At 64.9% G+C, this 19,408-nt stretch carries 22 protein-coding genes and 1 tRNA gene; 11 read left to right on the top strand and 12 right to left on the bottom strand.

The genetic code is table 11. The annotated features are described in order from the left end of the window. The first annotated feature begins 2 nt into the window (after positions 1-2). The 8 genes from P1X14_RS10525 to purQ all read left to right on the top strand — a co-directional run bounded on the left by P1X14_RS10525 (position 3) and on the right by purQ (position 7,074). The gene (locus P1X14_RS10525) at positions 3-305 is read left to right on the top strand and encodes a UrcA family protein (protein WP_277315310.1); all 303 of its coding nucleotides are present in this window, start codon (positions 3-5) and stop codon (positions 303-305) included. 187 nt (positions 306-492) lie between these two features. Then, the gene (locus P1X14_RS10520) at positions 493-1,422 is read left to right on the top strand and encodes a hypothetical protein (RefSeq protein ID WP_277315309.1); all 930 of its coding nucleotides are present in this window, start codon (positions 493-495) and stop codon (positions 1,420-1,422) included. A gap of 143 nt (positions 1,423-1,565) precedes the next feature. After that, positions 1,566-2,465 carry a DUF4349 domain-containing protein gene (locus P1X14_RS10515; RefSeq protein ID WP_277315324.1) on the top strand — a complete coding sequence of 300 codons (900 nt, stop codon included), beginning with the start codon at positions 1,566-1,568 and terminating at the stop codon, positions 2,463-2,465. 106 nt (positions 2,466-2,571) lie between these two features. After that, positions 2,572-3,351, top strand: a complete 780-nt coding sequence (purC, locus tag P1X14_RS10510) for a phosphoribosylaminoimidazolesuccinocarboxamide synthase (protein ID WP_277315308.1) — start codon at positions 2,572-2,574, stop codon at positions 3,349-3,351. A gap of 160 nt (positions 3,352-3,511) precedes the next feature. Further along, complete coding sequence (locus tag P1X14_RS10505) at positions 3,512-4,750, top strand: transferrin-binding protein-like solute binding protein (RefSeq protein WP_277315307.1); 1,239 nt, start codon at positions 3,512-3,514, stop codon at positions 4,748-4,750. Further along, on the top strand, positions 4,747-6,105 hold the full coding sequence (locus tag P1X14_RS10500) for a surface lipoprotein assembly modifier (protein ID WP_277315306.1): 1,359 nt from the start codon (positions 4,747-4,749) through the stop codon (positions 6,103-6,105). The genes P1X14_RS10505 and P1X14_RS10500 overlap by 4 nt, the downstream gene beginning before the upstream one ends. Positions 6,106-6,181: 76 nt before the next feature. Continuing rightward, on the top strand, positions 6,182-6,412 hold the full coding sequence (gene purS / locus P1X14_RS10495) for a phosphoribosylformylglycinamidine synthase subunit PurS (protein WP_277315305.1): 231 nt from the start codon (positions 6,182-6,184) through the stop codon (positions 6,410-6,412). Next, positions 6,409-7,074, top strand: a complete 666-nt coding sequence (gene purQ, locus P1X14_RS10490) for a phosphoribosylformylglycinamidine synthase subunit PurQ (protein ID WP_277315304.1) — start codon at positions 6,409-6,411, stop codon at positions 7,072-7,074. Before purS ends, purQ begins: the two co-directional genes overlap by 4 nt. Positions 7,075-7,078: 4 nt before the next feature. Here the strand turns inward: purQ and P1X14_RS10485 are convergent, their stop codons facing one another. The 4 genes from P1X14_RS10485 to P1X14_RS10470 form a co-directional block, all read right to left on the bottom strand. Next, positions 7,079-7,501 carry a hypothetical protein gene (locus P1X14_RS10485; protein ID WP_277315303.1) on the bottom strand — a complete coding sequence of 141 codons (423 nt, stop codon included), beginning with the start codon at positions 7,499-7,501 and terminating at the stop codon, positions 7,079-7,081. An 83-nt stretch (positions 7,502-7,584) separates the two neighbouring features. Further along, positions 7,585-8,097: a hypothetical protein gene (locus P1X14_RS10480; RefSeq protein ID WP_277315302.1), complete on the bottom strand. Its 513-nt coding sequence runs from the start codon at positions 8,095-8,097 to the stop codon at positions 7,585-7,587. A 14-nt stretch (positions 8,098-8,111) separates the two neighbouring features. Continuing rightward, entirely contained in the window at positions 8,112-8,507 is a 396-nt protein-coding gene (locus tag P1X14_RS10475; protein WP_277315301.1) for a hypothetical protein, read from the bottom strand. Then, positions 8,504-9,253: a queuosine precursor transporter gene (locus tag P1X14_RS10470; protein WP_277315300.1), complete on the bottom strand. Its 750-nt coding sequence runs from the start codon at positions 9,251-9,253 to the stop codon at positions 8,504-8,506. The genes P1X14_RS10475 and P1X14_RS10470 overlap by 4 nt, the downstream gene beginning before the upstream one ends. Positions 9,254-9,311: 58 nt before the next feature. Here P1X14_RS10470 and P1X14_RS10465 point away from each other — a divergent pair. Next, positions 9,312-9,388, top strand: a tRNA-Arg gene (locus tag P1X14_RS10465). 12 nt (positions 9,389-9,400) lie between these two features. On the opposite strand, the gene P1X14_RS10460 is transcribed toward P1X14_RS10465, so the two are convergent. The 7 genes from P1X14_RS10460 to P1X14_RS10430 are packed head-to-tail and all read right to left on the bottom strand — an operon-like array spanning position 9,401 to position 16,866. Further along, entirely contained in the window at positions 9,401-11,014 is a 1,614-nt protein-coding gene (locus P1X14_RS10460) for a toll/interleukin-1 receptor domain-containing protein (RefSeq protein ID WP_277315299.1), read from the bottom strand. A 3-nt stretch (positions 11,015-11,017) separates the two neighbouring features. Then, the gene (locus P1X14_RS10455; protein WP_277315298.1) at positions 11,018-11,869 is read right to left on the bottom strand and encodes an RDD family protein; all 852 of its coding nucleotides are present in this window, start codon (positions 11,867-11,869) and stop codon (positions 11,018-11,020) included. Beyond that, entirely contained in the window at positions 11,862-12,881 is a 1,020-nt protein-coding gene (locus tag P1X14_RS10450) for a stage II sporulation protein M (RefSeq protein ID WP_277315297.1), read from the bottom strand. Before P1X14_RS10450 ends, P1X14_RS10455 begins: the two co-directional genes overlap by 8 nt. Beyond that, complete coding sequence (locus P1X14_RS10445) at positions 12,878-14,173, bottom strand: DUF58 domain-containing protein (RefSeq protein ID WP_346770452.1); 1,296 nt, start codon at positions 14,171-14,173, stop codon at positions 12,878-12,880. The genes P1X14_RS10450 and P1X14_RS10445 overlap by 4 nt, the downstream gene beginning before the upstream one ends. After that, entirely contained in the window at positions 14,173-15,129 is a 957-nt protein-coding gene (locus P1X14_RS10440; RefSeq protein ID WP_277315296.1) for a MoxR family ATPase, read from the bottom strand. The genes P1X14_RS10445 and P1X14_RS10440 overlap by 1 nt, the downstream gene beginning before the upstream one ends. Beyond that, on the bottom strand, positions 15,119-16,261 hold the full coding sequence (locus P1X14_RS10435; RefSeq protein WP_277315295.1) for a hypothetical protein: 1,143 nt from the start codon (positions 16,259-16,261) through the stop codon (positions 15,119-15,121). The genes P1X14_RS10440 and P1X14_RS10435 overlap by 11 nt, the downstream gene beginning before the upstream one ends. Then, on the bottom strand, positions 16,258-16,866 hold the full coding sequence (locus tag P1X14_RS10430) for a hypothetical protein (RefSeq protein WP_277315294.1): 609 nt from the start codon (positions 16,864-16,866) through the stop codon (positions 16,258-16,260). Before P1X14_RS10430 ends, P1X14_RS10435 begins: the two co-directional genes overlap by 4 nt. A 113-nt stretch (positions 16,867-16,979) precedes the next feature. Here P1X14_RS10430 and P1X14_RS10425 point away from each other — a divergent pair, with 113 nt between their 5' ends. After that, entirely contained in the window at positions 16,980-17,873 is an 894-nt protein-coding gene (locus tag P1X14_RS10425; RefSeq protein ID WP_277315293.1) for a hypothetical protein, read from the top strand. 3 nt (positions 17,874-17,876) lie between these two features. Here P1X14_RS10425 and P1X14_RS10420 read toward each other — a convergent pair whose 3' ends face one another. Continuing rightward, a complete protein-coding gene (locus P1X14_RS10420) occupies positions 17,877-18,080 on the bottom strand; it encodes a hypothetical protein (RefSeq protein ID WP_277315292.1) in 204 nt (67 codons plus the stop codon). An 84-nt stretch (positions 18,081-18,164) separates the two neighbouring features. Between P1X14_RS10420 and P1X14_RS10415 the strand changes: the two genes are divergently transcribed. After that, positions 18,165-19,316, top strand: a complete 1,152-nt coding sequence (locus tag P1X14_RS10415; RefSeq protein WP_277315291.1) for an aminotransferase — start codon at positions 18,165-18,167, stop codon at positions 19,314-19,316. The last annotated feature ends 92 nt before the right edge of the window (positions 19,317-19,408 follow it).

Here is a 19,408-nt window from a genome sequence, read left to right as displayed (position 1 = left end):
GCATGATCGCCACCCTGATTTCGATTGCGGCGCTGGCCGTCGCGGCACCCAACGATCCCGTACCCGGCGTACGCGTCGCCTATGCCGATCTGAACCTGAATCACGCCGAAGGCATCGCGGAGCTCGACCGGCGCATCAAGCGCGCGGTGCACCTCGCCTGCCCCACAGCCCGCAGCAACCTGCTGTCCGACGCGCATTCGGTGGAACTGTGCCGCAGGACGGCGATGCGCAACATCTCGGCGCAGCGGGACAAGGCGATCGCCTCTGCCCGCGCACGCAACGTGACTCTCGCCGGTAACCGCTGACCCCTATATGGCGGAACCGGTGAGCAGCGGGCGGCGTCCCTGATCGCCGCCCGCTTTTTCATGTCCATCCGAGAAGCTGGGCTGATCGATCCCCGCCCTCGTTCCCGAAACGGAACAGAATGGTTAAGGCAGAGTTGGGGCTTCACCGAATCTCGGCTAAATCTCGCGCGTTCCAGGGAGGATATCGATGCGAGTCGTTGCGGCATTGGTGGCGTTGTTGATGGTGGCGGGCTGTGAGGCGCCGTCCAAGACCGGCGAGGCCGCCAAGCAGGCTGCGATGGAGGTGTCGGCTTCCGACGGCATCGATACCGTGGGACGCAGCGGCAGCGGGTTCGACTATCGCTATGCCTTCCGCCTGCAGGGCGACAAGGTGAAACCGGTCCTGCAATCCAATGCCGATGCCTGCGACAAGCTGGGGCCGACGCGGTGCCGGATCATCGCGATGCGGTATCAGGTGAGCAACAGCAACCAGATCCGCGCCGTGCTGACCCTGAAGGTCGATCCGGTGATCGCGCGCAACTATGGCGAGGCGGTCACCAAGTCGGTGACCGGGACCGGCGGCCTGCTTGTCGATACCGAAATCACCGGGGCCGATTCGACCTCGGCCGCACGCAGCGCCGCAGTGGTCAGCCGCCTGCGCGACCAGCTGAAGAACGCCCAGAGCGCCGCGGGTTCCAACTCGCCGGATGCCGCTGCGGCGAAGACGCGCGTCGCACGCTACGAGACCGCGCTGGAGGCGATTGCCGAAGTCGAGGCCAGCCAGGGCGCCTCGCTCGCCACCGCGCCGGTGCTGATCACCTATGAATCGAGCAACGCACTGAACGGCTTGGGTAGCGCCGACGCCAATTTCCGCAATGCCGGCGCGACGCTGGAAGATTCACTGTCTCGCGTGCTGATCGTGCTCGGCTCGGTCGGACCGTGGCTGCTGGCGCTGATCCTGATCATCATCGTGCTGCGTTGGGTCGTCCATGGTCGTGGTGGCGTGATGCCGCGCGATCGCGAGGAGGAGGAAGGCTATGCCCCCGCCGCCCCTGCGCATGACGATCGCGACGACAATCGCAACCTGATCCAGCGCTGGTTCAATCGCGACGAAGACCGGCAGCCCGAACATCAGTAATCCGGCAATGGCCCGCGCCCGAAAGGCCGGGCCATTGCTTTGACCTGTTTATGTGATATTATATCGTTACATAAACGGGGAGAGGTAGCATGGCGATAGCGTGGCGCAAGCGAGGCCTCCCAATCGGAGCCGCATTGCTGGCGGTGGCAATCTTCGGCGCGGTGATCCTCGCATCGCTGCCGCCCGCACCACCTCGAACGGCGGTTGCAGAAACGGCGGCGCTGAGCGTGATGGCGCCCTCCTATGAGGCGCCACCCCCGGCGGACCTGCCGTCGCCACCAGCGCCCACCGACGCCGCGCCGATCGAGGTCAAGCTGCCCAGTCTGGCCTATACCTATCGCCTGGGCTTCCGCCTGGCGGGTGACAGGCTGGCCGAGGTTCAGGACGCCCACCGCGCGCTGTGCACCGGCATGGGTCCCGCACGGTGCCAGTTGATCGCGATGGCGCGGGGCGTGGAGGGCGATACCCAGACCCCGGCGAAACTCACCCTGCGCGTGGCCAGCGCCGACGCGAAGGGCTTCGGCGAGCGGTTGAGCAGGATCGTCAGCCAACGCGGCGGGAAAACCGTGGCGACCAGCATCGCCGCCGAGGACGTCTCGAAAGACATTGTCGACGCCGAAGCGCGTATCCGCCAGCGTGAGCTGCTGGTGTCGCGGCTGACCGAGATATTGCGGACGCGGCGCGGCACGGTCGGCGAACTGGTGGAGGCAGAACGCAGCGTCGCCACGGCGCAGGAGGAACTGGACCAGACCAAGGGCTGGCTGGCCGAATTGCGCGGGCGAGTCGCGATGTCGAATTTCGAGATCGGCTATTCCGCGGTGACGCCGCCGCCTGCGGTGGTTCCCGACAGCGAAGGCGGTTCGTTGCTCGATGCACTGCGCGGATCGATCGGCGGTTTCCTCACCGGGCTGCGCATCCTGTTGATGATGCTGATCTATCTTACGCCATGGGTGCTGATCGGCGTGCCGGTGGGCCTCTGGATCCGCCGCATGGCACGCCGGAAGGCAGAGCGCGAAACCTTGCTGGCGGGCGGCGATGCTTGATTGCGCCGGGGGGACCGTTTCGGTATAGGCCCAGCCTTTCCTTGCCCCGGCAGCCTCGCGGTGACCCGCGCCGCCGTGGCAGCGCATTTCAGGGGTACCAGCCGACATGGCACGCCGCCGGCAAATCTACGAAGGCAAGGCCAAGATCCTCTATGAGGGTCCGGAGCCGGGCACGCTCATCCAGTACTTCAAGGACGACGCGACCGCCTTCAACGCCCAGAAGAAGGGCACGATCAACGGCAAGGGCGTGCTGAACAACCGGATCAGCGAGCATATCTTCACGCTGCTCGGCCATATCGGCATCCCGACGCACTTCATTCGCCGTCTGAACATGCGCGAACAACTTATTCGCCAGGTTGAGATCGTTCCGATCGAAGTGGTGGTGCGCAACGTCGTCGCCGGCTCGCTGTCGAAGCGCCTGGGGATCGAGGAAGGCACGCAGTTGCCCCGCACGATCGTCGAATATTATTTCAAGGACGATGCACTGGGCGACCCGATGGTCACCGACGAGCATATCCTCGCATTCGGCTGGGCGTCGCAGGAAGAACTGCACGACATGGCCGACATGGCGATCCGCGTGAACGACTTCATGTCGGGCCTGTTCGCGGGAATCGGCATCAAGCTGGTCGACTTCAAGCTCGAATTCGGCCGCATCTGGGACAACGATTATCCCCGCATCATCCTGGCCGACGAGATCAGTCCGGACGGTTGCCGCCTGTGGGACATCGCCTCGGGCGAGAAGCTGGACAAGGACCGGTTCCGCCGCGATCTTGGCGGCGAAGTCGAGGCTTATCAGGAAGTTGCGCGCCGTCTTGGACTTTTCCCGGAAGGTCCGGATTCGGCCGTGCTCGACCTTGAGACGCACCGGAAGCGCCGGGGCAAGTAACCCGCCACGCATATGTGACACGCGGCAGGCACGCGGACCGGCGAAGTGACCGGTCCGCGACGGCTTTCCGTGCGCCTCATCCGTTCAATTTCGTACCGCGCTTAAAGCTCTTCTTAACCAAGCTCTTGTACCCCCGCTTCAGATTTTCAGGGGGTTTCCGATGCGTTCGATGGGCAAGTTGCTGGCGATCACGAGTGCGCTCTCCGTAGCGACGCTCCTCTCCGCATGCGGAGGCGACAGCGCGCCGCAGACCGTGGGCAGCGTCGCGCCGCCCACCGGAGGCACGCCCACCCCGACCCACAGCTTCGAAACGCCGACCGAAACCAAGACCTATGACGCGATCGGCGTGGTCCAGAATTACCAGTACAACACGCGATCGGACGGCAATGGCCAGTCGGGCCAGCTCTATGCCGGCGACGCCAACACCGCGCGCAACGGCGGCATCACCGTCACCTACAATCCGCGTGACGCGATCTTCGAACTGACGATCAATCGCCCGCTGGGCAATGTCAGCGTGCCGGCGTTCCGTTTCCAGGATCCGGCGCACCGCACCAATTTCGGTGGCGCACTGGAGCCGCAGGCCGGCGTGCCGCAGCTCGCGACCAGCAAGAACATCCAGTATCTGGAAGCTGGCAGCAGCACCGGCGCACGGCTGAGCGCTGGCAGCACCTATTATAATTCGGGCGCCGCCCAGTCCGACTATCCGGTCGGTTCGGCTGGTTACAGCTCGACCACGCAGACCCTGTTCTACCAGAAGCCCGGCACGACGACGAAGTACGTCACCTATGCCGGCTTCGTCCGCAACACGGTGAGCGCGACCGAGCAGCAGGACAGCTCGACCTCGCCGATGTATCTGCGCCAGACCTACAGCCTGGATCGCGCGGCGTTCGTGTTCGGTGAGCGCACCTCGAACAGCGCCGTGCCGACCACCGGCAGCGGCACCTATACCGGCGAAATGATCGCGACCGTGGCGTTCAACCCCGCGCTGGACACCGATCCCAGCGCGCCGACCTATTTCCAGTGGATCGAAGGTTCGCACACCACGAACGTGAACTTCGCCACGCTGGGCGTCGTCAGCAACTTCACCGGCACGGTGAAGGCGCCCGCGCTCGACGCCTATACCAGCGGCGCCTTCTACCTGCCGGCCGGTTCGACCTTCACCGCCACGGCGGGTGCGACGATCGATCTGGTCAACAAGGGCGGCTTCACCGGCAACTTCTCGGTCGCTCGCTTTGTCCGTCCCGGCCTGCCCGATTTCGTGATCGTGATTGCCGGTTCGAGCATGGACGGCGCCTTCTTCGGACCCAATGGTCAGGAGCTTGGCGGCGGCTTCCGGATCGTCGGCGGCACGCCGGACGAGCGGATCGACATCCTCGGCGCGTTCACGGGCAAGAAATGATCGCCATGCGTGCGGCGCTCGCCTTTCTGGCGGCGCTGCTGGTGCCCGCCACGGCGGGCGCCCAGGCCCTTATCGACCAGTGCACGGCGGAAACGTGCAAGGCGCGTCTGACCCCCGACCAGCTGGCCGGGGAAGCCCAGACGCTGATCCTTGCCGGCCGCTATGACGAGGCACGGCCGCTGGTCGCCGCCCTGTTTCAGGTGCCCGACAAGAAGTTCGAGGCGCGTTTCCTGAGCGGCATGCTGGCCGCGGGCATGGGCGATCACGCTACCGCCGCAGAATTCTACAAAGAGATACTGAGCGACGACCCCGGCCAGACCCGCGTCCGGCTGGAACTGGGCCGCGAATTGCTGGCGATGGGCCACACCGCGAGCGCCGACAAGCAGTTCAAGATCGCCGCGCAGGACGACGACCTTCCCGAGGATGTGGCCCGCACGATCCGTTCGGTGCGCGACGTGATCCGCGCGCGCCGCGCATGGCGGCTCGACATCGATCTGGGCTTCGCGCCCGACAGCAACATCAACAACGCCACGGCCTCGGATACGGTCACGATCCTGTGGGGCGGCATTCCCCTGCCCCTGACGCTGGACCAGCGCGCCAAGGCGCGTTCGGGCACCGGCCAAACCGGATCGATCTCGGGCGGCGTGCGCATGCCGGTGGCGGACAAGGTTTCGGCGATCGTCGATTTCGACCTTGCCGGGAACAATTATTCCGGATCGTCCTATGACGATTATCAGGTGCAGGCAGCCGGCGGCGTGGAATTCCGCGTGCTGCCCAATGCCAGCGTATCGATCCAGGGCGTCGGCGCGCAGCGCTGGTATGGCGGTCAGGTGGTCAGCCGCCAGACCGGCGCCAAGGCAGGCTTCCAGGTCCGGCTGAGCGACCGCGACCAGATGGGCGTGCAGATCGACAGCCGCCGCACCGACGCATTGTTCGACCCTTCCTATGACGGCTGGCAGACCGGCGCCTACATCACCTATGAACGCGCCATCGCGAAGTCGCTGGTGATCTCGGGTGGCGGATTCGTCCGGCGCGACAGCCTGAAGGCCGAAGCCTATTCCAATACCGAGATCGGCGCGATCGCAGGTTTTGGCGGCGAATTGCCGCTGGGCATCACCTTCGGCCTTTCGGGCAGCGTCAGCCGCGCGAAGTTCGACGCGGCGATCCCGCTCTTCTCCTACGATCCGCGGCAGGACTGGCGCTATACGGGCCGCGCGACGCTCGGCAATCGCGGCTGGCGGCTGCTCGGCTTCTCACCGCAGATCAGCGCGAGCTATTCGCGGATCGACAGTTCGATCGACTATTACCGCAACGACCGGCTCCGCTTCAGATTCGCGCTGGCGCGCTATTTCTGAGAATTCGGCCTCGCGGCCGCTGGTGCACGCTATTTCCGATTGCCCCCGGGCGCTCCTGACGCCATAGGCGCGGGGCATGAAGCTCCGCATCATCGTAACGCTCAAGAACGGGGTCCTCGACCCCCAGGGCAAGGCCATCCAGCACGCGCTCGGCGGCCTGGGATTCGACGGCGTCGACGACGTCCGCGCCGGCAAGCTCTTCGAGCTGGAACTGGCCGACGGCACCAGCGACGAAAGCATCGACGAGATGTGCCGCAAGCTGCTCGCCAATACGGTGATCGAGAATTACCGGGTCGAAAAGCTGTGAAGACCGCGGTCATCGTCTTCCCCGGCTCCAACTGCGACCGGGACATTGCGGTGGCCCTGGAGAGTGTGACGGGCACCAAGCCCGCCATGGTCTGGCACGGCGAGAGCGAGCTTCCCTCCGGCATCGGCCTGATCGCCCTGCCCGGCGGCTTTTCCTATGGCGATTATCTGCGCTGCGGCGCGATCGCGGCACGATCGCCGATCGTGAAGGCAGTGATCGAAGCGGCCGACAAAGGCATGCCGGTGATCGGCATCTGCAACGGTTTCCAGGTGCTGACCGAGACCGGCCTGCTGCCCGGCGCGCTGATGCGTAATTCGGGGCTAAACTTCGTGTGCCGCGACGTGAAGCTGACCGTGGACAACAGCCAGTCGATCTTCACCAGCGCCTATCAGGCAGGCGAGGAAATCCGCATCCCGGTGGCGCATCATGACGGCAACTATTTCGCCGATGCCGAGACGCTGGACCGGCTGGAAGGCGAAGGCCGCGTTGCGTTCCGCTATGCCGAGGACGTCAACGGCTCCGCACGCAACATTGCCGGCGTGCTGAATGCCGCCGGCAACGTGATCGGCATGATGCCGCACCCGGAGCGCCGCATCGAAGCCGCGCATGGCGGCAGCGACGGGCGCCGGATGTTCGAAGGATTGCTCGAAGCGGTCGCCTGAATGGTTACACGCTCGCGCGGATAAGCGCGATCGCCAGGCCCCACAGGATCAGCATCGCGGGCATGATCAGCACCTGCGCCATGGTGGCGCGAGCGGTGAGATGGCCGGTCTCGCAATCGAAGCCATCGCGGAGAAACTTCGACCAATCGGCCTTGGGGCCGATGTTGGGGGAGACGCGTGCCCACATCGCCGGGGTGATGAAGCTGCCCGCCAGGAACACCGCGAAGATCACGAACGGGATGGCCAGTTCGGCATTGCCGAACGCGGCCCACATGATGCCGAGATAGGCGAAGAACCCACCGAACACCGCAACATGGATCGCGGGATGCAGATCGAACACCCGGCCGGTGCGGTTGGGCATGAACTCGGCGTGCTGATCGAGCGGCTCGGCGGCGGCAAAGGCCTTATGGTCGTGAAGTGCGTGCATGGTCGGTCTCCTGAGAGTGAGACCGGCATGCGCCGGGTTCCGTGACAGCGCTTTGAGCGCGGTCAAATTCCTTCGGTTTCGGCTCAGGCAGGCACGGTGAGGTTCTGCTGGATTTGGTCTGGAGCGGCGCCGCGCAGCGGGTTGAAGAGCATGAACAGGATCAGCGTCGCGGTCGCGATCACCAGCATCATGCTCTGTACGCGTGCCGATCCGAAAAAGCGCGGCCGCGGTACGATCCGTGCGCCCTTGTCGTCCATACCGGCGACTTCGGAATAGCGGATCCGCAGCATCCACCAGCTGCGGTAATTGTCGACGATCGCGATCATCACGACCAGCCACATCAGGATCGCAACCGCATCCGCCGCATAGGCATAGCGTTCTACCGCGCGATCGGGGAATTGCAGGCGGAGCGCCACCGATCCGCCGATCAGGGTGCTGACCATCGCAACATAGGTCTTGAACGCGTCATAGGTGGCGGTCACCCGCTCGCGCATGAAGTCGGCAAGGATCTGGCAGTGCACGTCGACGCCCAGCCGCTCACCCGTAACCGGCAGGTCAGCGTCTGGCGGCAGCGCCTGTTTCGTGGTGCCGGCCATCCCTCTCCCCCGCGTCATTCCGCTTCACGTTCCTGTACCACGTCCGATCGGACGCCGAACACCGGCGTGAACCGCGCCAGCAGCAGGATCGCGAGCGGCCAGAACATCGTGTTCCAGATATCGTGGATGCTCATCGGCACGCTGACCACCAGCGGCACGCGGGTCAGCAGCCCGTCACGAATGTCCCAGGCCTCACCGATCAGGGCGACGGCGAGGATCAGCGCGAACGGCTTCCAGCTGCGCAGCGACCAGCGGAACAGCCAGACGCTGCCGAACAGCAGGAACAGCGCGAGGTAGATATGGAGCGCGTCCTTCTCCAGCCCGACATGCTGGATCAGCCAGAGCTTCGCCTGTTGCAGCCAGGTCGTTTCATAGACCGCGGGCGGATAGACGATCTGGGCGTTGCTCACACCTTCGTCCGGAACGGGGTGAAGTCGGTGCCCTCGTCATACACGTCGATGCCCTCGCGCCGCTTCAGCCCGTTGACCACCATATAGGTCACCGGCGTCAGCACCGCTTCCCAGCCGACCTTCATCGCCCAGTTGGTGACCATGACGGTCAACAGCTGTTCGTTGCTCCACACCCCGTAAAAGGCCAGCGGGTAGAAGATCAGGCTGTCGAACCCCTGCCCGATCACGGTCGACCCGATGGTGCGGGTCCACAGCATGCGGCCGCCGGTCCACAGCTTCATCCGCGCCAGCACATAGGAATTGACGAACTCGCCCGCCCAGAACGCCGCCATCGAGGCGAGGACGATCCGCAGCGTGCCGGTGCCGACCGGGCCGAATACAGCCTCATACGCCGCCTGATTGTCCCAGCCCGGCGCCGGCGGCAAGGCGACGACGAAGGCGGTCATCACCGCGAGGAAGATCAACGCGAAGAACCCGCCCCAGATCACGCGCCGCGCACGGGCATAGCCGTACACCTCGGTCAGCACGTCGCCGATCACATAGCTGATCGGGAAGAACAGCACGCCGGCGCCGAAAATGAGATGATAGCCGCCAATCTCGACCGCGGAGAGCTTTGCCGCGCCGATCACATTGGACAGGACCAGCACGACGACGAATGCCGCCATGACGAAATCGAAATAGCGGAATTGCCCGCCCGTGATCTGTCCGGCATTGATGGCGGCCGGCTTGCCATTCCCCTCGGTCATGGGGCGGTTATGATCATGGTTCCGTATCCGCGCAATCCGCGCTAGGCGATCCCCGCGCGCGCCCGTAGCTCAGCTGGATAGAGCACATGCCTTCTAAGCCTGTGGTCGTTGGTTCGAATCCAACCGGGCGCGCCAATAGCCTGAAGTCTACTTCCGCCGCTTTTCCAGTTCCGGATACAGTGCCTGCCGGGAGGAGAACATGCTGCGCGCGACGGTCTCGCTGGCGTTGCCGTACATCCAGTTGATCAGCGTGCGCGGATAGCGTTTGAACGTCTCGATGTGCCGCTGCGGTGGCACGCGGGACAACCCGTTGACGATATATGCCGAGCTATACTGCATAAAGTTCCTGGGACTGTCCCAGATTCGCAATACACCGTTGAAATGCGGCCAGAAATTCGGATAGTCCCGCTGCAGTATGTCCTGGATCATCGCCGGTTCGGGCGCGGAGAATCTCGGATCGTCGTCCACAGGAGATGCCATCAGATCCCATTTGGTCAGCATCACCAAATGAGAGTCGTCCGAGCCGTCGTAGCGAAGCTCGCGATATCTGGAGATGGCTCCCGTCAATGTCATATCGTCATAGATGCCTTCACCGCGCAAACGCGGAGGAGCGAGCCACAGGACGGACATTCCTTCCGGATAAAAGCGAATAAGATCTGAAATTTCATCCGATAGGTCAGGATAGAGCGCTCCCGTCTCCTGATTCAAACTCCCGATCGTGATCTCACGGTCCAATCCCTCGATAAGAGCCAGACGCACTCGCATCCCGTTCGCGCTTTCGATCTCCAGCGGAATGAGGAACGGCAACTCCGACTGATCGACGATGGGGTCGTTCAATGTGAAACCCTGATCGGTGCATCGATTGAAAAGGGTCAGCGAGCGATCGTGAATTTCCGTGGCGTGTAGCTGTCGCTCGTCGAACAACGACTGGCCGTGCCACACAGCGTGATCGGGCAACCGTCTCAACTCTCTGAGGATAGAAAGAAAAAGCTCGGACTTTCCGGATCCGCGAGCGCCAAAGATGAGCACCGGGTGATGCCCGAAATTCATCAGGCGCTCGACAAGCGGTGGGATACGCTCGACCCGCTTGGTTGCGACACGAAGACGGTCGTGCGGAACGGGAACGGGTGGAGCGGACGCCGGGTCCGGCACCGGTTGAGGTTGTGGTGCTGATATAGATGGAACAGGCACCACAGGATCGGAGACGGCCTTTGCCTTCGCGTCCAAGGGCTCAGGCCGCAGCAGTTTGAGGATGCTCTTCGCGAACTGCGCGATTTCGCTGCGTACCGCTCGATTGTCGAAATCGTCGTGCCGCAACTCGGTAAAATCGAGCGACTGATGCCCGCGCAGAAGCGCCCCCACTTCAGGATCTGCCGCCGCCACTCCCGCGGTCGGAAGATACTGAATGGGGAAGATCCGGCTCACCTGCGGTAGATCCGGAAAACGTTCGCACAATGCGCGTTCACGTTCGAGGAACAAGGAGATTTCCCGGCAACACCAATCGCTTTCAAGAAAACCCGGGGTCACGATAGGAATGAAGAAGGTCGCGCGTTCGATTGCATCGCGGATCTTCGCTTCCCACTTCTCGCCATGCGATATGGCGCCTCGATCCTGAAATATCTCGATCTTCTGCCGTCCGAAGTGCGTCTGAAGTTCAGCGAAGACCTTGTCGCGCAACCGGCTGAGCCGCCCTTCGGTCAACAGATCGTCGTCGCGTGCGTAGCTCCAGAATCCGATCGGTTCGAGAGGGTTGCCGACCATCCGTCAGGCCTTCTGATACTTGTCCGCCCGCCGCTTGCCGAAGAGCATGTTGCGTTCGAGGCGTTGGCACAGGGCCTGATAATAGGCGCGCAGGAATTCCAGATCGTCGCCTTCGTCGGTCCAGCCGATGCGCTTGCGGATCGCGCGGGCGACGACGATCAGCGACAGATCGTCCTCGCGACGGAGCACTTCCTCCAGCTTTTGCAGCTCGAACTCGCCATAGGCATCGAGCTGGGCTTCGGTGAAGACGAAGTTCGGCGCGCGCGGGCTGGCGGCAACGGCGGCGCTGAGGCTGCGGCGCGGGGTGCGGACGACCCAAGTGCCCGCGATCAGATCGCCGACACGCAGCCGGTCGCGGTTGAACAGCGCGAAGAAGGCGAAGATGCCAAGCCACACCAGCGCCGCGATACCGGTCCAGGTCTGGCCTGATCCCGAGCTTCCCAGCGTCGACATCAGATAGGCCAGCGGGACCCATACCTCGATCTGGCGGATCGCGTTGCGGGCGACCACCGCTTCGCCGGTCAGCCGCCCGCCATCGCGCGCGACCACGCGCAGGCGCATGGCGCGCTTGCCCGGGGTCGCGGCGCGCATGCCCAGTTCGAACGCGGTGAAATAGCCCATGCTCAGGAAGAACTGGATGAGCAGCAGGATCACCAGCATCGCCTGATTGCCCGTCTCATCGTCGCGCAGCGTGATGTTGGCGACGATCTGCAGCACGGTCATGCAGGCGATGATGATCGCCACGTCGATGATGAAGGCGCTGGACCGCTCGCCCGCGCTGCCCAGGGTCAGGCGGAGATCGATGCCCTCCGAAGTGACGAACTCGCGGGCAAGACCGCGTGGCTTGTCAGCCATCGGCATCCTCCGCGCGACGGACCGGCATGACGTAGAAATAGAAGATCCAGAAAGCGAGCGCGCCGGTGGCGATCACACCGCGCGCGATATCATCGCGGATGGTCTGGCGACCGATGCCTTCGAGCAGGCCGGCGCACAACAGCATCACCACCACGCCGAGCATCGCGAAGCCCGCGGTGCGGCCCGAGGCGATGGTCGACTGCATCCGGGTCAGTCGCCCGGGAAAGGCCGTCGCGGTGCCGATGCGCAGGCCCGCCGCCCCTGCCAGCGCGATCGCGAACAGTTCGGTCGTGCCGTGGATCGAGAGCCAGCCGGTAAAGTTCCAGCCGAGCCCCTTCGGCACATAGACGGCGTAGAAGGCGCCAAGGATGCAGCCATTGTAGAGCATCAGCAGGATCGTCGGCACGCCGAACGCAAAGCCCAGCGCAAAGCTGAGTACCGCCACGCCCGAATTGTGGACGAACAATTCGGTCGCGAATCCCGCAAGCCCATCATGCGTGTCGTAGAGCGTGGCGCGAAGCTCCTCCGCGCTGGCCGAGGGATCGCGGCCGTCGAGGAAGTTGCCGGGAACGATCGAGTAGAACCAGCTCGGATCGCCACGCACCACCAGATAGGCCGCGATCCCGCCGATCAGCACCATCGCGACCGACACGATCGTCTCGCGCCACAACGCCCGGATCGCCAGCGGCCAATCTCGCGCGAAAAAGCGGCCGAGGCGGCTCAGGAACGGTGCATGGACCCCGTAGAGGATGAAATAGGCGCGGGTCGAAAGCGATTCGAGATAGCCGACCAGATCGGCGTCTAGCGAGGTCTCGCGCGCGACCGACAGCGAGGAGAGCGTGGCGCGATAGAGCACCGGCAGTTCGAACAGATCCTCGTCCGAAAGCGACGACGCCCTGCCCTTCTCCACCTCGTCGAGCAGTTCCTCGAGCCGGAGCCAGTCATATTGGCGCGCCTCGCGGAAGCGGACGCTGCTGAGGCCAGGGCCGGTTGCGGGGGCGAGCGCGCTCACAGCAGGTTCCTCCGCTTGAAATCGAGATACTGTCGGACCAGCGCCGGGCCGACGTCGCGATAGGGCGCTTCGATGACATGCACGCCGATATGGCGCAGGCGCGAGACCACCAGCCGGCGTTCGCGGAGCAGTGCCGCTGCGGTCACCGCGCGCGACACGTCTTCGACGCTATGTGGTTCGGTGGCGGCGAGATTCTCCAGTTCGTCGTCGCGCAGCACCACGAACAAAACCAGATGGCGTCCGAGCAGATTGGCCGCGGCGCGCAGCATCAGCTCGGCACCGGTCTGGTCGGTGAATTCGGTGAAGACGACGATCAGCGAGCGGCGGGTGAGTTCGCCCGCCAGCGTGGCCAGTGCCAGCGTATGGTTGGTCTCGGCCGTGCTGTATTCCAGCTCGGCCGCGAGGCGCTGGACCAGCGGGAAGGCACGGACATTGGTGACCAGACCCGACGAGATGCGCGGGCGGGAATCATAGCCGAACAGCGCGACGCGGTCGCCCAGCTTGAGCGCGGCATAGGCGGCGAGCAGTGCCGCGGAAGTCACCCGGTCGACCCGCGGCAGGCCGTCGATCGGCTCGCACATCACCCGGCCCGAATCGATTGCGAACACCACATTGTTGTTGCGCTCGATCCGGTATTCGCGGGCGAGCAGGTTCATGTGGCGCGCGCTGGCAGCCCAGTTGATCGAGCGGCGATCCATGCCACTGCGCCATTCGGTGAGCGCTTCGAACTCGCTGCCCTCGCCGCGATCGATCCGCGCCATCTCGCCGATCTGCGCGTCGCGCAGCAGCACCGAGGCACCTTCGCGGACCGGACGGATATCCGGGGCGATCACCACCGCGCGATCGATCGCCACGTCGCGCTGGCGCCAGCTCAGCCCCATCGGGCCGGTCCAGCGGATCCACAGCCGCTCGATCGCTTCGGTACCGCGGCGGATGGGCATGAAGCCGAGCGAGACATGGTTTTCCTGAGGACCCACCGTCACGCGATCGTCCGCCATCGCCCGCAATTTCGGTCCGGTGCCGATCGCGACTTCGAGACCTAGCGGCATCGCCCGTCGCGGCTCGATGGCGATATTGACGATCAGCGGGGCGCCGATCTCGATCGCTCCGGGGCAAGTCACTTCGGTGCGCGGGGCACGGCCCGAAAGCAGCCAGTCGAGCGCGATCAGGCTGAGCACGCCCGGGATCCAGACCATGCCGGCGAACCAGTAGACAGGGGCGAACAGCGCCACGAGCAACCCCAGAGGGGCGCCGAGCGCCATCAGCAACACACCCCTGCGCGTCGGGATCATCAGCGCGGCGCCTCGGTCTGCTCGATCAGGCCGGCGATGATCGTATCGACCTGTCGGCCATCGATCTCGGCGGAAGGCGACAGGATCACGCGGTGACGCAGTGCCGCGGGGGCAAGCGCCTTCACATCATCGGGCAACACGAAATCGCGGCCGTCCAGCGCGGCACGGGCACGGGCCGCGGCGGCGAGGGTCGAGGCGGCGCGCGGCGATGCGCCCGTCTGGAGATCGCCGGTGCTGCGCGTCGCGCGGACGAGGCGGACGACATAGTCGATCACTTCGTCGGCCAGCCGGTTCTTGCCAACCGTCTCGGCAGCAGCACGGATCGCGGCGGCATCGGCCACGCGGGTGACGCCCCATTCCTCGGGCTTGGGCATGCCGAAGCGATTGCCATGCTCGGCGACGATGCGGCGCTCTTCCTCGGCGCTCGGGTAACCGAACTCGTACTTGAACAGGAAACGATCCAGCTGCGCCTCGGGCAGCGGATAGACGCCCTGATTCTCGATCGGGTTCTGAGTGGCGACGACCATGAAGCGATCGCTCAGCTTGTGATCGACGCCGTCGATGGTGACGGTGCGCTCCTGCATCGCCTCGAGCAGCGCCGCTTGGGTCTTGGGCGGGGTGCGGTTGATCTCGTCCGCCAGCAGCAGCTCGGTGAAGATCGGGCCGCGGGTAAGCGTGAAGGTCGAGGTCTGGAAGTTGAACAGGTTCGAACCGAGGATATCGCCCGGCAGCAGGTCCGGGGTGAACTGGATGCGGCCATAGTCGAGACCTGCGGCGCGCGAGAAGCATTGCGCGAGGAAGGTCTTGGCCGTTCCCGGCGGGCCTTCCAGCAGGATATGGCCCGACGCGAACAGCGCGACGAGCAGCAGGTCGATCGCCTCGTCCTGCCCGACAACGGCCTTGCCGATCTCGGCGCGGATGGACTGGCCGAGGGCCTTCACTTCCTCAATGGTCACGCGTCACCGTCCTTCTCCAACTGTACATGTCGCGCACGGCCGCCATCAGCCGGCGCGTATCGGGGGCATCGGCCGCGCGGGCGGCGATGGCGGTAAAGGGTTCGCCAGTGCGGTCGAGCTTGTCGAGATAGCGGTCGAGCGCCTCGCCGCTCAGCCCCGGTGGCGCGCCGGTGGCATTGGCCACGGCTTCGCGCGTGAGTTGGGCATAGCGTTCGCCGGTGCGGTGGCGGCGGCGCGCAAGCCGGAGCAGCGCCGCGCCATTCTCGGCCAGCGCTCGCTTGCCGAACGCAACCTTGCGATCCTCATGCGCCGCGGGGCCGAAGCGGCGCGCGGCGTGGAGGATGGCGAGCAGGGTCGCGAAGGCGAGGCAGAGGGTCAGCGGGAGGAAGGGCGGCTCGAACGCCAGCCGCAACAGGCTGGGATTGTTGGCGAAGCCGGCCAGGGTGGTGTCGAACACGATCGGCAATTCGGAGGTATTCGCCTGATCGAGGATTTCCTTCGCTCGCTTTGCGCCGTCCAGCGTCTTCAGGCTCATATTGTTGAGCGCATCGGGATCTGCGAGCAGATAGTGCGGTGTCCCATCGATCTGCGCCAGCAGTGCGCCGCCGCCCTGCCCCGCGATCACCGGGATCAGCTTCGGACCGCGCAGCGATCGCAGGCCGCCCAGCCCGTACAGGGTGACGTCCGCGGTCCCCTTGAGCATTGCCATCGAGATTTCGGGCGGCGCCAGCGCCACCTGACGGACCCAGCCGCGATGCTCGCGCAGTTCGCGGGTGATCCGCTTCGGCAACACGATCAGGGTCGGGCGATTCTCGCGGCGTTCGAGGAACAGGCGAAGCTGTTCGGCCGAAGTGAAGGCTATCGGCGTGACCACCACCAGCCCGCGCGTGGCAAGCTCGCTCTCGCGCCGCGCCGCGACGGCCTGGCCGCCGGTGTAGCGGATCAGGTCGACCGCACCGGCAAAGCCGACTGCGGACTTGGAGAAGGCGTGCGCGCCGGGATCGCGGATCGGGGTCAGCTCGCGCTCATAGGCCGACAGGAACAGGAAGGCTGCAGTAGCGACGATGCCGATGGTGGTGAGGATCAGCACCATGCGGGCGCTGAACGGCGCGGTGCGGGTGGCGGCGCTCATGCCCATGCCCCCGACAGCGCGAAATTGTCATAGGCGGCGCGGGCTTCTTCCCACGATTCGCGGCTGAGCGAGCGTCCGCCGAACAGGCTCCGCTCGACCGCACCGGCCATGGTCGAGAAGGTCGCGCGCACGGCATCGGGCAGCGCAGCGTTCGCGCCGATCTCGCGGCTGGTGAGCGCGGGCTTCAGCAGGCGCGGCTTGCGCTTCTGGATATCCTCGATGCTGCGATGGAGCAGCAGGCGTGCGGCTTCCTCGTAGCGGCCCGAGGCGGCCATCTCGTCGGCCTCGGCTAGCAGCGCGCGTGCCACCTTGGCTTCGGGGCGCCACTGGTCCAGCCCGGAATTGCGCGGATTGTAAGCGGCGCCCTGACCCTGGCGGGCGAGGATCGTGCGCACGACCAGCCACACCAGCAGTGCAACCAGAATGCCCGCGACGATCCACAGCACCGCCTGGGACGGCGACCCGACCCAGTCGAACCATGACGTGGCCGGAGCACGTGGTTTGGGCGGGGGCGCCAACGGCAGATCGAACTGGATATCGCTATCCGCACGCAGACGCTGATGCGCCTCCGCGACCTTGTTCGCCGTCGAGGCCGAATTCGTCACGCACTACCCCCTACCCGCGACAGTAATGCAGTATATCGCGGCTGGAAAGCGGCTCGGGCTGGACAGAAATCGTGCTTTTGTCCAATTTTGCACGGGGTATTTCGGGGGAAATCATGGCGGACGACCGGGCGAGCGCGCGCAATTTCGAGATTTCGAGCGTCGTTTCGCGCACCTTCGAACTGATTTCGAAGAATATCCCGCTTTATGCCGGGCTGTCGCTGGTACTGCTCGGCATTCCCGGATTCGGCAGCCGCTGGTGGCAGTTCGAGAATCCGACCGACTTCACCAATGACGATGCGGTGTTTCAGGCGGCGATCAGTCCGTTGTTCTGGCTGCCGATGCTGGTCATCTTCGTGGTGAGCATGGTCGCGACCGCGATCCTGCAGGCGGCGCTGACCCGCGCGGCGGTGACCAGCCTGTCGGACAATGAACCCGATTTCGGCCAGTGTCTCGCGCTCGGCCTGTCGCTGATCCCGCAACTGGTGGGGATCTTCCTGATCAACTGGATTGCGATCCTCGTGATCTGGCTGGGACTGCTGGTGCCCTATGGCTTCCTGCTCGACCAGCTTTACGGCTGGGAAGTGGCGCAAGCGATGATGGCGTTCGGCGACTGGAAGGTCATCCTGCCCATCCCGTTCCTGCTGCTGCCGGGACTGTTCCTGTGGCTGTGCTGGTGCGTGGTCGTGCCGGCATTCGTGCAGGAGCGGATCGGGGTGATCGAGGCGTTCCGGCGCAGTTGGGCGCTGACCCGGCATGTACGCTTTCGCATCTTCCTGGTGCTGCTGGCGCTCGGGCTGGTGATCTGGCTGCTGAGCTTTCCGGTGAACATCGCGGCCGCGGCGACACTGGCCATCGGCGCGTCGCCGCTGATGGTCGCGCTGATCAGCGGCGCCTTTTCCGCGCTGACCGGCATGGTCACGGTGGTGATGCTCGCCAGCATCTATGTCGAGCTGCGCGAGGTGAAGGAGAATATCGCCCCGGAAACGCTCGAGACGATCTTCGGCTGAGCCTTACTTCTTGTTGCCGCGCCAGTAGAGCAGAGCCGCGACCACCGCGGCCGAGCCGATCGCGGCACCGACGCCGACCTGCGTGCGCGAGGGCGCCCAGCGCTTCTTCGCGGCTGCCAGTTGCTTGACCATCGCGAGTGTCTCTCCATCCTGCGAAGCCTCGGCCGGTTCGGATTCAACGGGTTCTACGTCGGGCTTCTTGCTCATGATGGTCTCTATGTTGCGCACAAAAACTGAACGGGCGGCTAACGATCCGGTTGCACCGGCGCAATTCCGTCATAGGACAGATGCATGAACCCGATCTACGCGCAAATGGGCACGACCATCTTCGAAGCCATGTCGGCGCGGGCGCGCGAGACGGGCGCGATCAACCTGGGACAGGGCTTTCCCGACGGGCGCGGATGCGAGCCGGTGCTGCAGGCGGCCGCCAAGGCGCTGCTGGAGAAATCCAACCAGTATCCGCCGATGCCGGGCCTGATCGAGCTGCGCCGGGCGGTGGCCGATCATTATGCGCGGCATCAGGGGCTGAACCTGAGCCCCGAGGAAGTGATCGTCACCTCGGGCGCGACCGAAGCCCTTGCCGTCAGCTTCCTTGCGCTGATCGAGCCGGGCGATGAGGTGATCTGCCTCCAGCCGCTCTACGATGCCTATGCGCCGCTGATCGAGCGTGCGGGGGGCGTACCGCGTTACGCCCGGCTGGAACCTCCGCACTGGGATATCGACCGGGCTTCGCTGGAAGCTTTGGTGACGCCGAAGACGCGGTTCCTGCTGATCTGCAACCCGATCAACCCGGCGGCAAGCATGGCGAGTGCCGCCACCCTCGCCCAGATCGCCGAATTCTGTGTCGCGCACGATTTGATCGCGATCTGTGACGAGGTTTGGGAGCATGTCACCTATGACGGCGCGCGCCACCTGCCGCTGATCGGCTTTCCCGGGATGCGCGAGCGGACGGTAAAGATCGGATCCGCTGGCAAGATCTTCGCGCTGACGGGGTGGAAGGTCGGATGGATGTGCGCGGCGCCTGAACTGGCGCGGGTGCTGGCCAAGGCGCATCAGTTCATGACCTTCTCAACCCCGCCGAACCTGCAATGGGCGGTGGCCGAGGGGCTGGAGACGCAGGATGCGTGGGTGCAGGAAACGCGCCATCGATTCCAGCGCAGCCGCGACCGGCTGGCGGCTGGGTTGCAGGCGGCAGGCTATGTCACCCTGCCGAGCGAGGCGACCTATTTCCTGACCATCGATCTGGACGCATCGGGCATCGCGATGGGCGACCGCGAATTCAGCGAGAAGCTGATCGAGGCGGGCGTGGCGAGCATCCCGGTATCGGTCTTCTATGCCGAGAACCCGGTGACCAATGTGGTGCGGCTGTGCTTCGCCAAGGAAGATGCGGTGATCGATGCGGCGATCGAGAAGATGGCGGCGTTTCGGGTGGCGTTGGGATAAGGTCAGGGAAGTTCGCTCATTCGTGACCTTTGGCCGAGGGGAAATGGTCATTTCGGCGCGGGTGAGCAGCGCCATGTGGATCGGGTTCGACG

Source organism: Sphingomonas sp. AOB5 (genome assembly GCF_029433115.1).
Taxonomy (GTDB): domain Bacteria; phylum Pseudomonadota; class Alphaproteobacteria; order Sphingomonadales; family Sphingomonadaceae; genus Sphingomonas.
The sequence above is the reverse complement of the archived record's forward strand: the minus strand, read 5'-3'. Positions and strand labels throughout refer to the sequence as shown.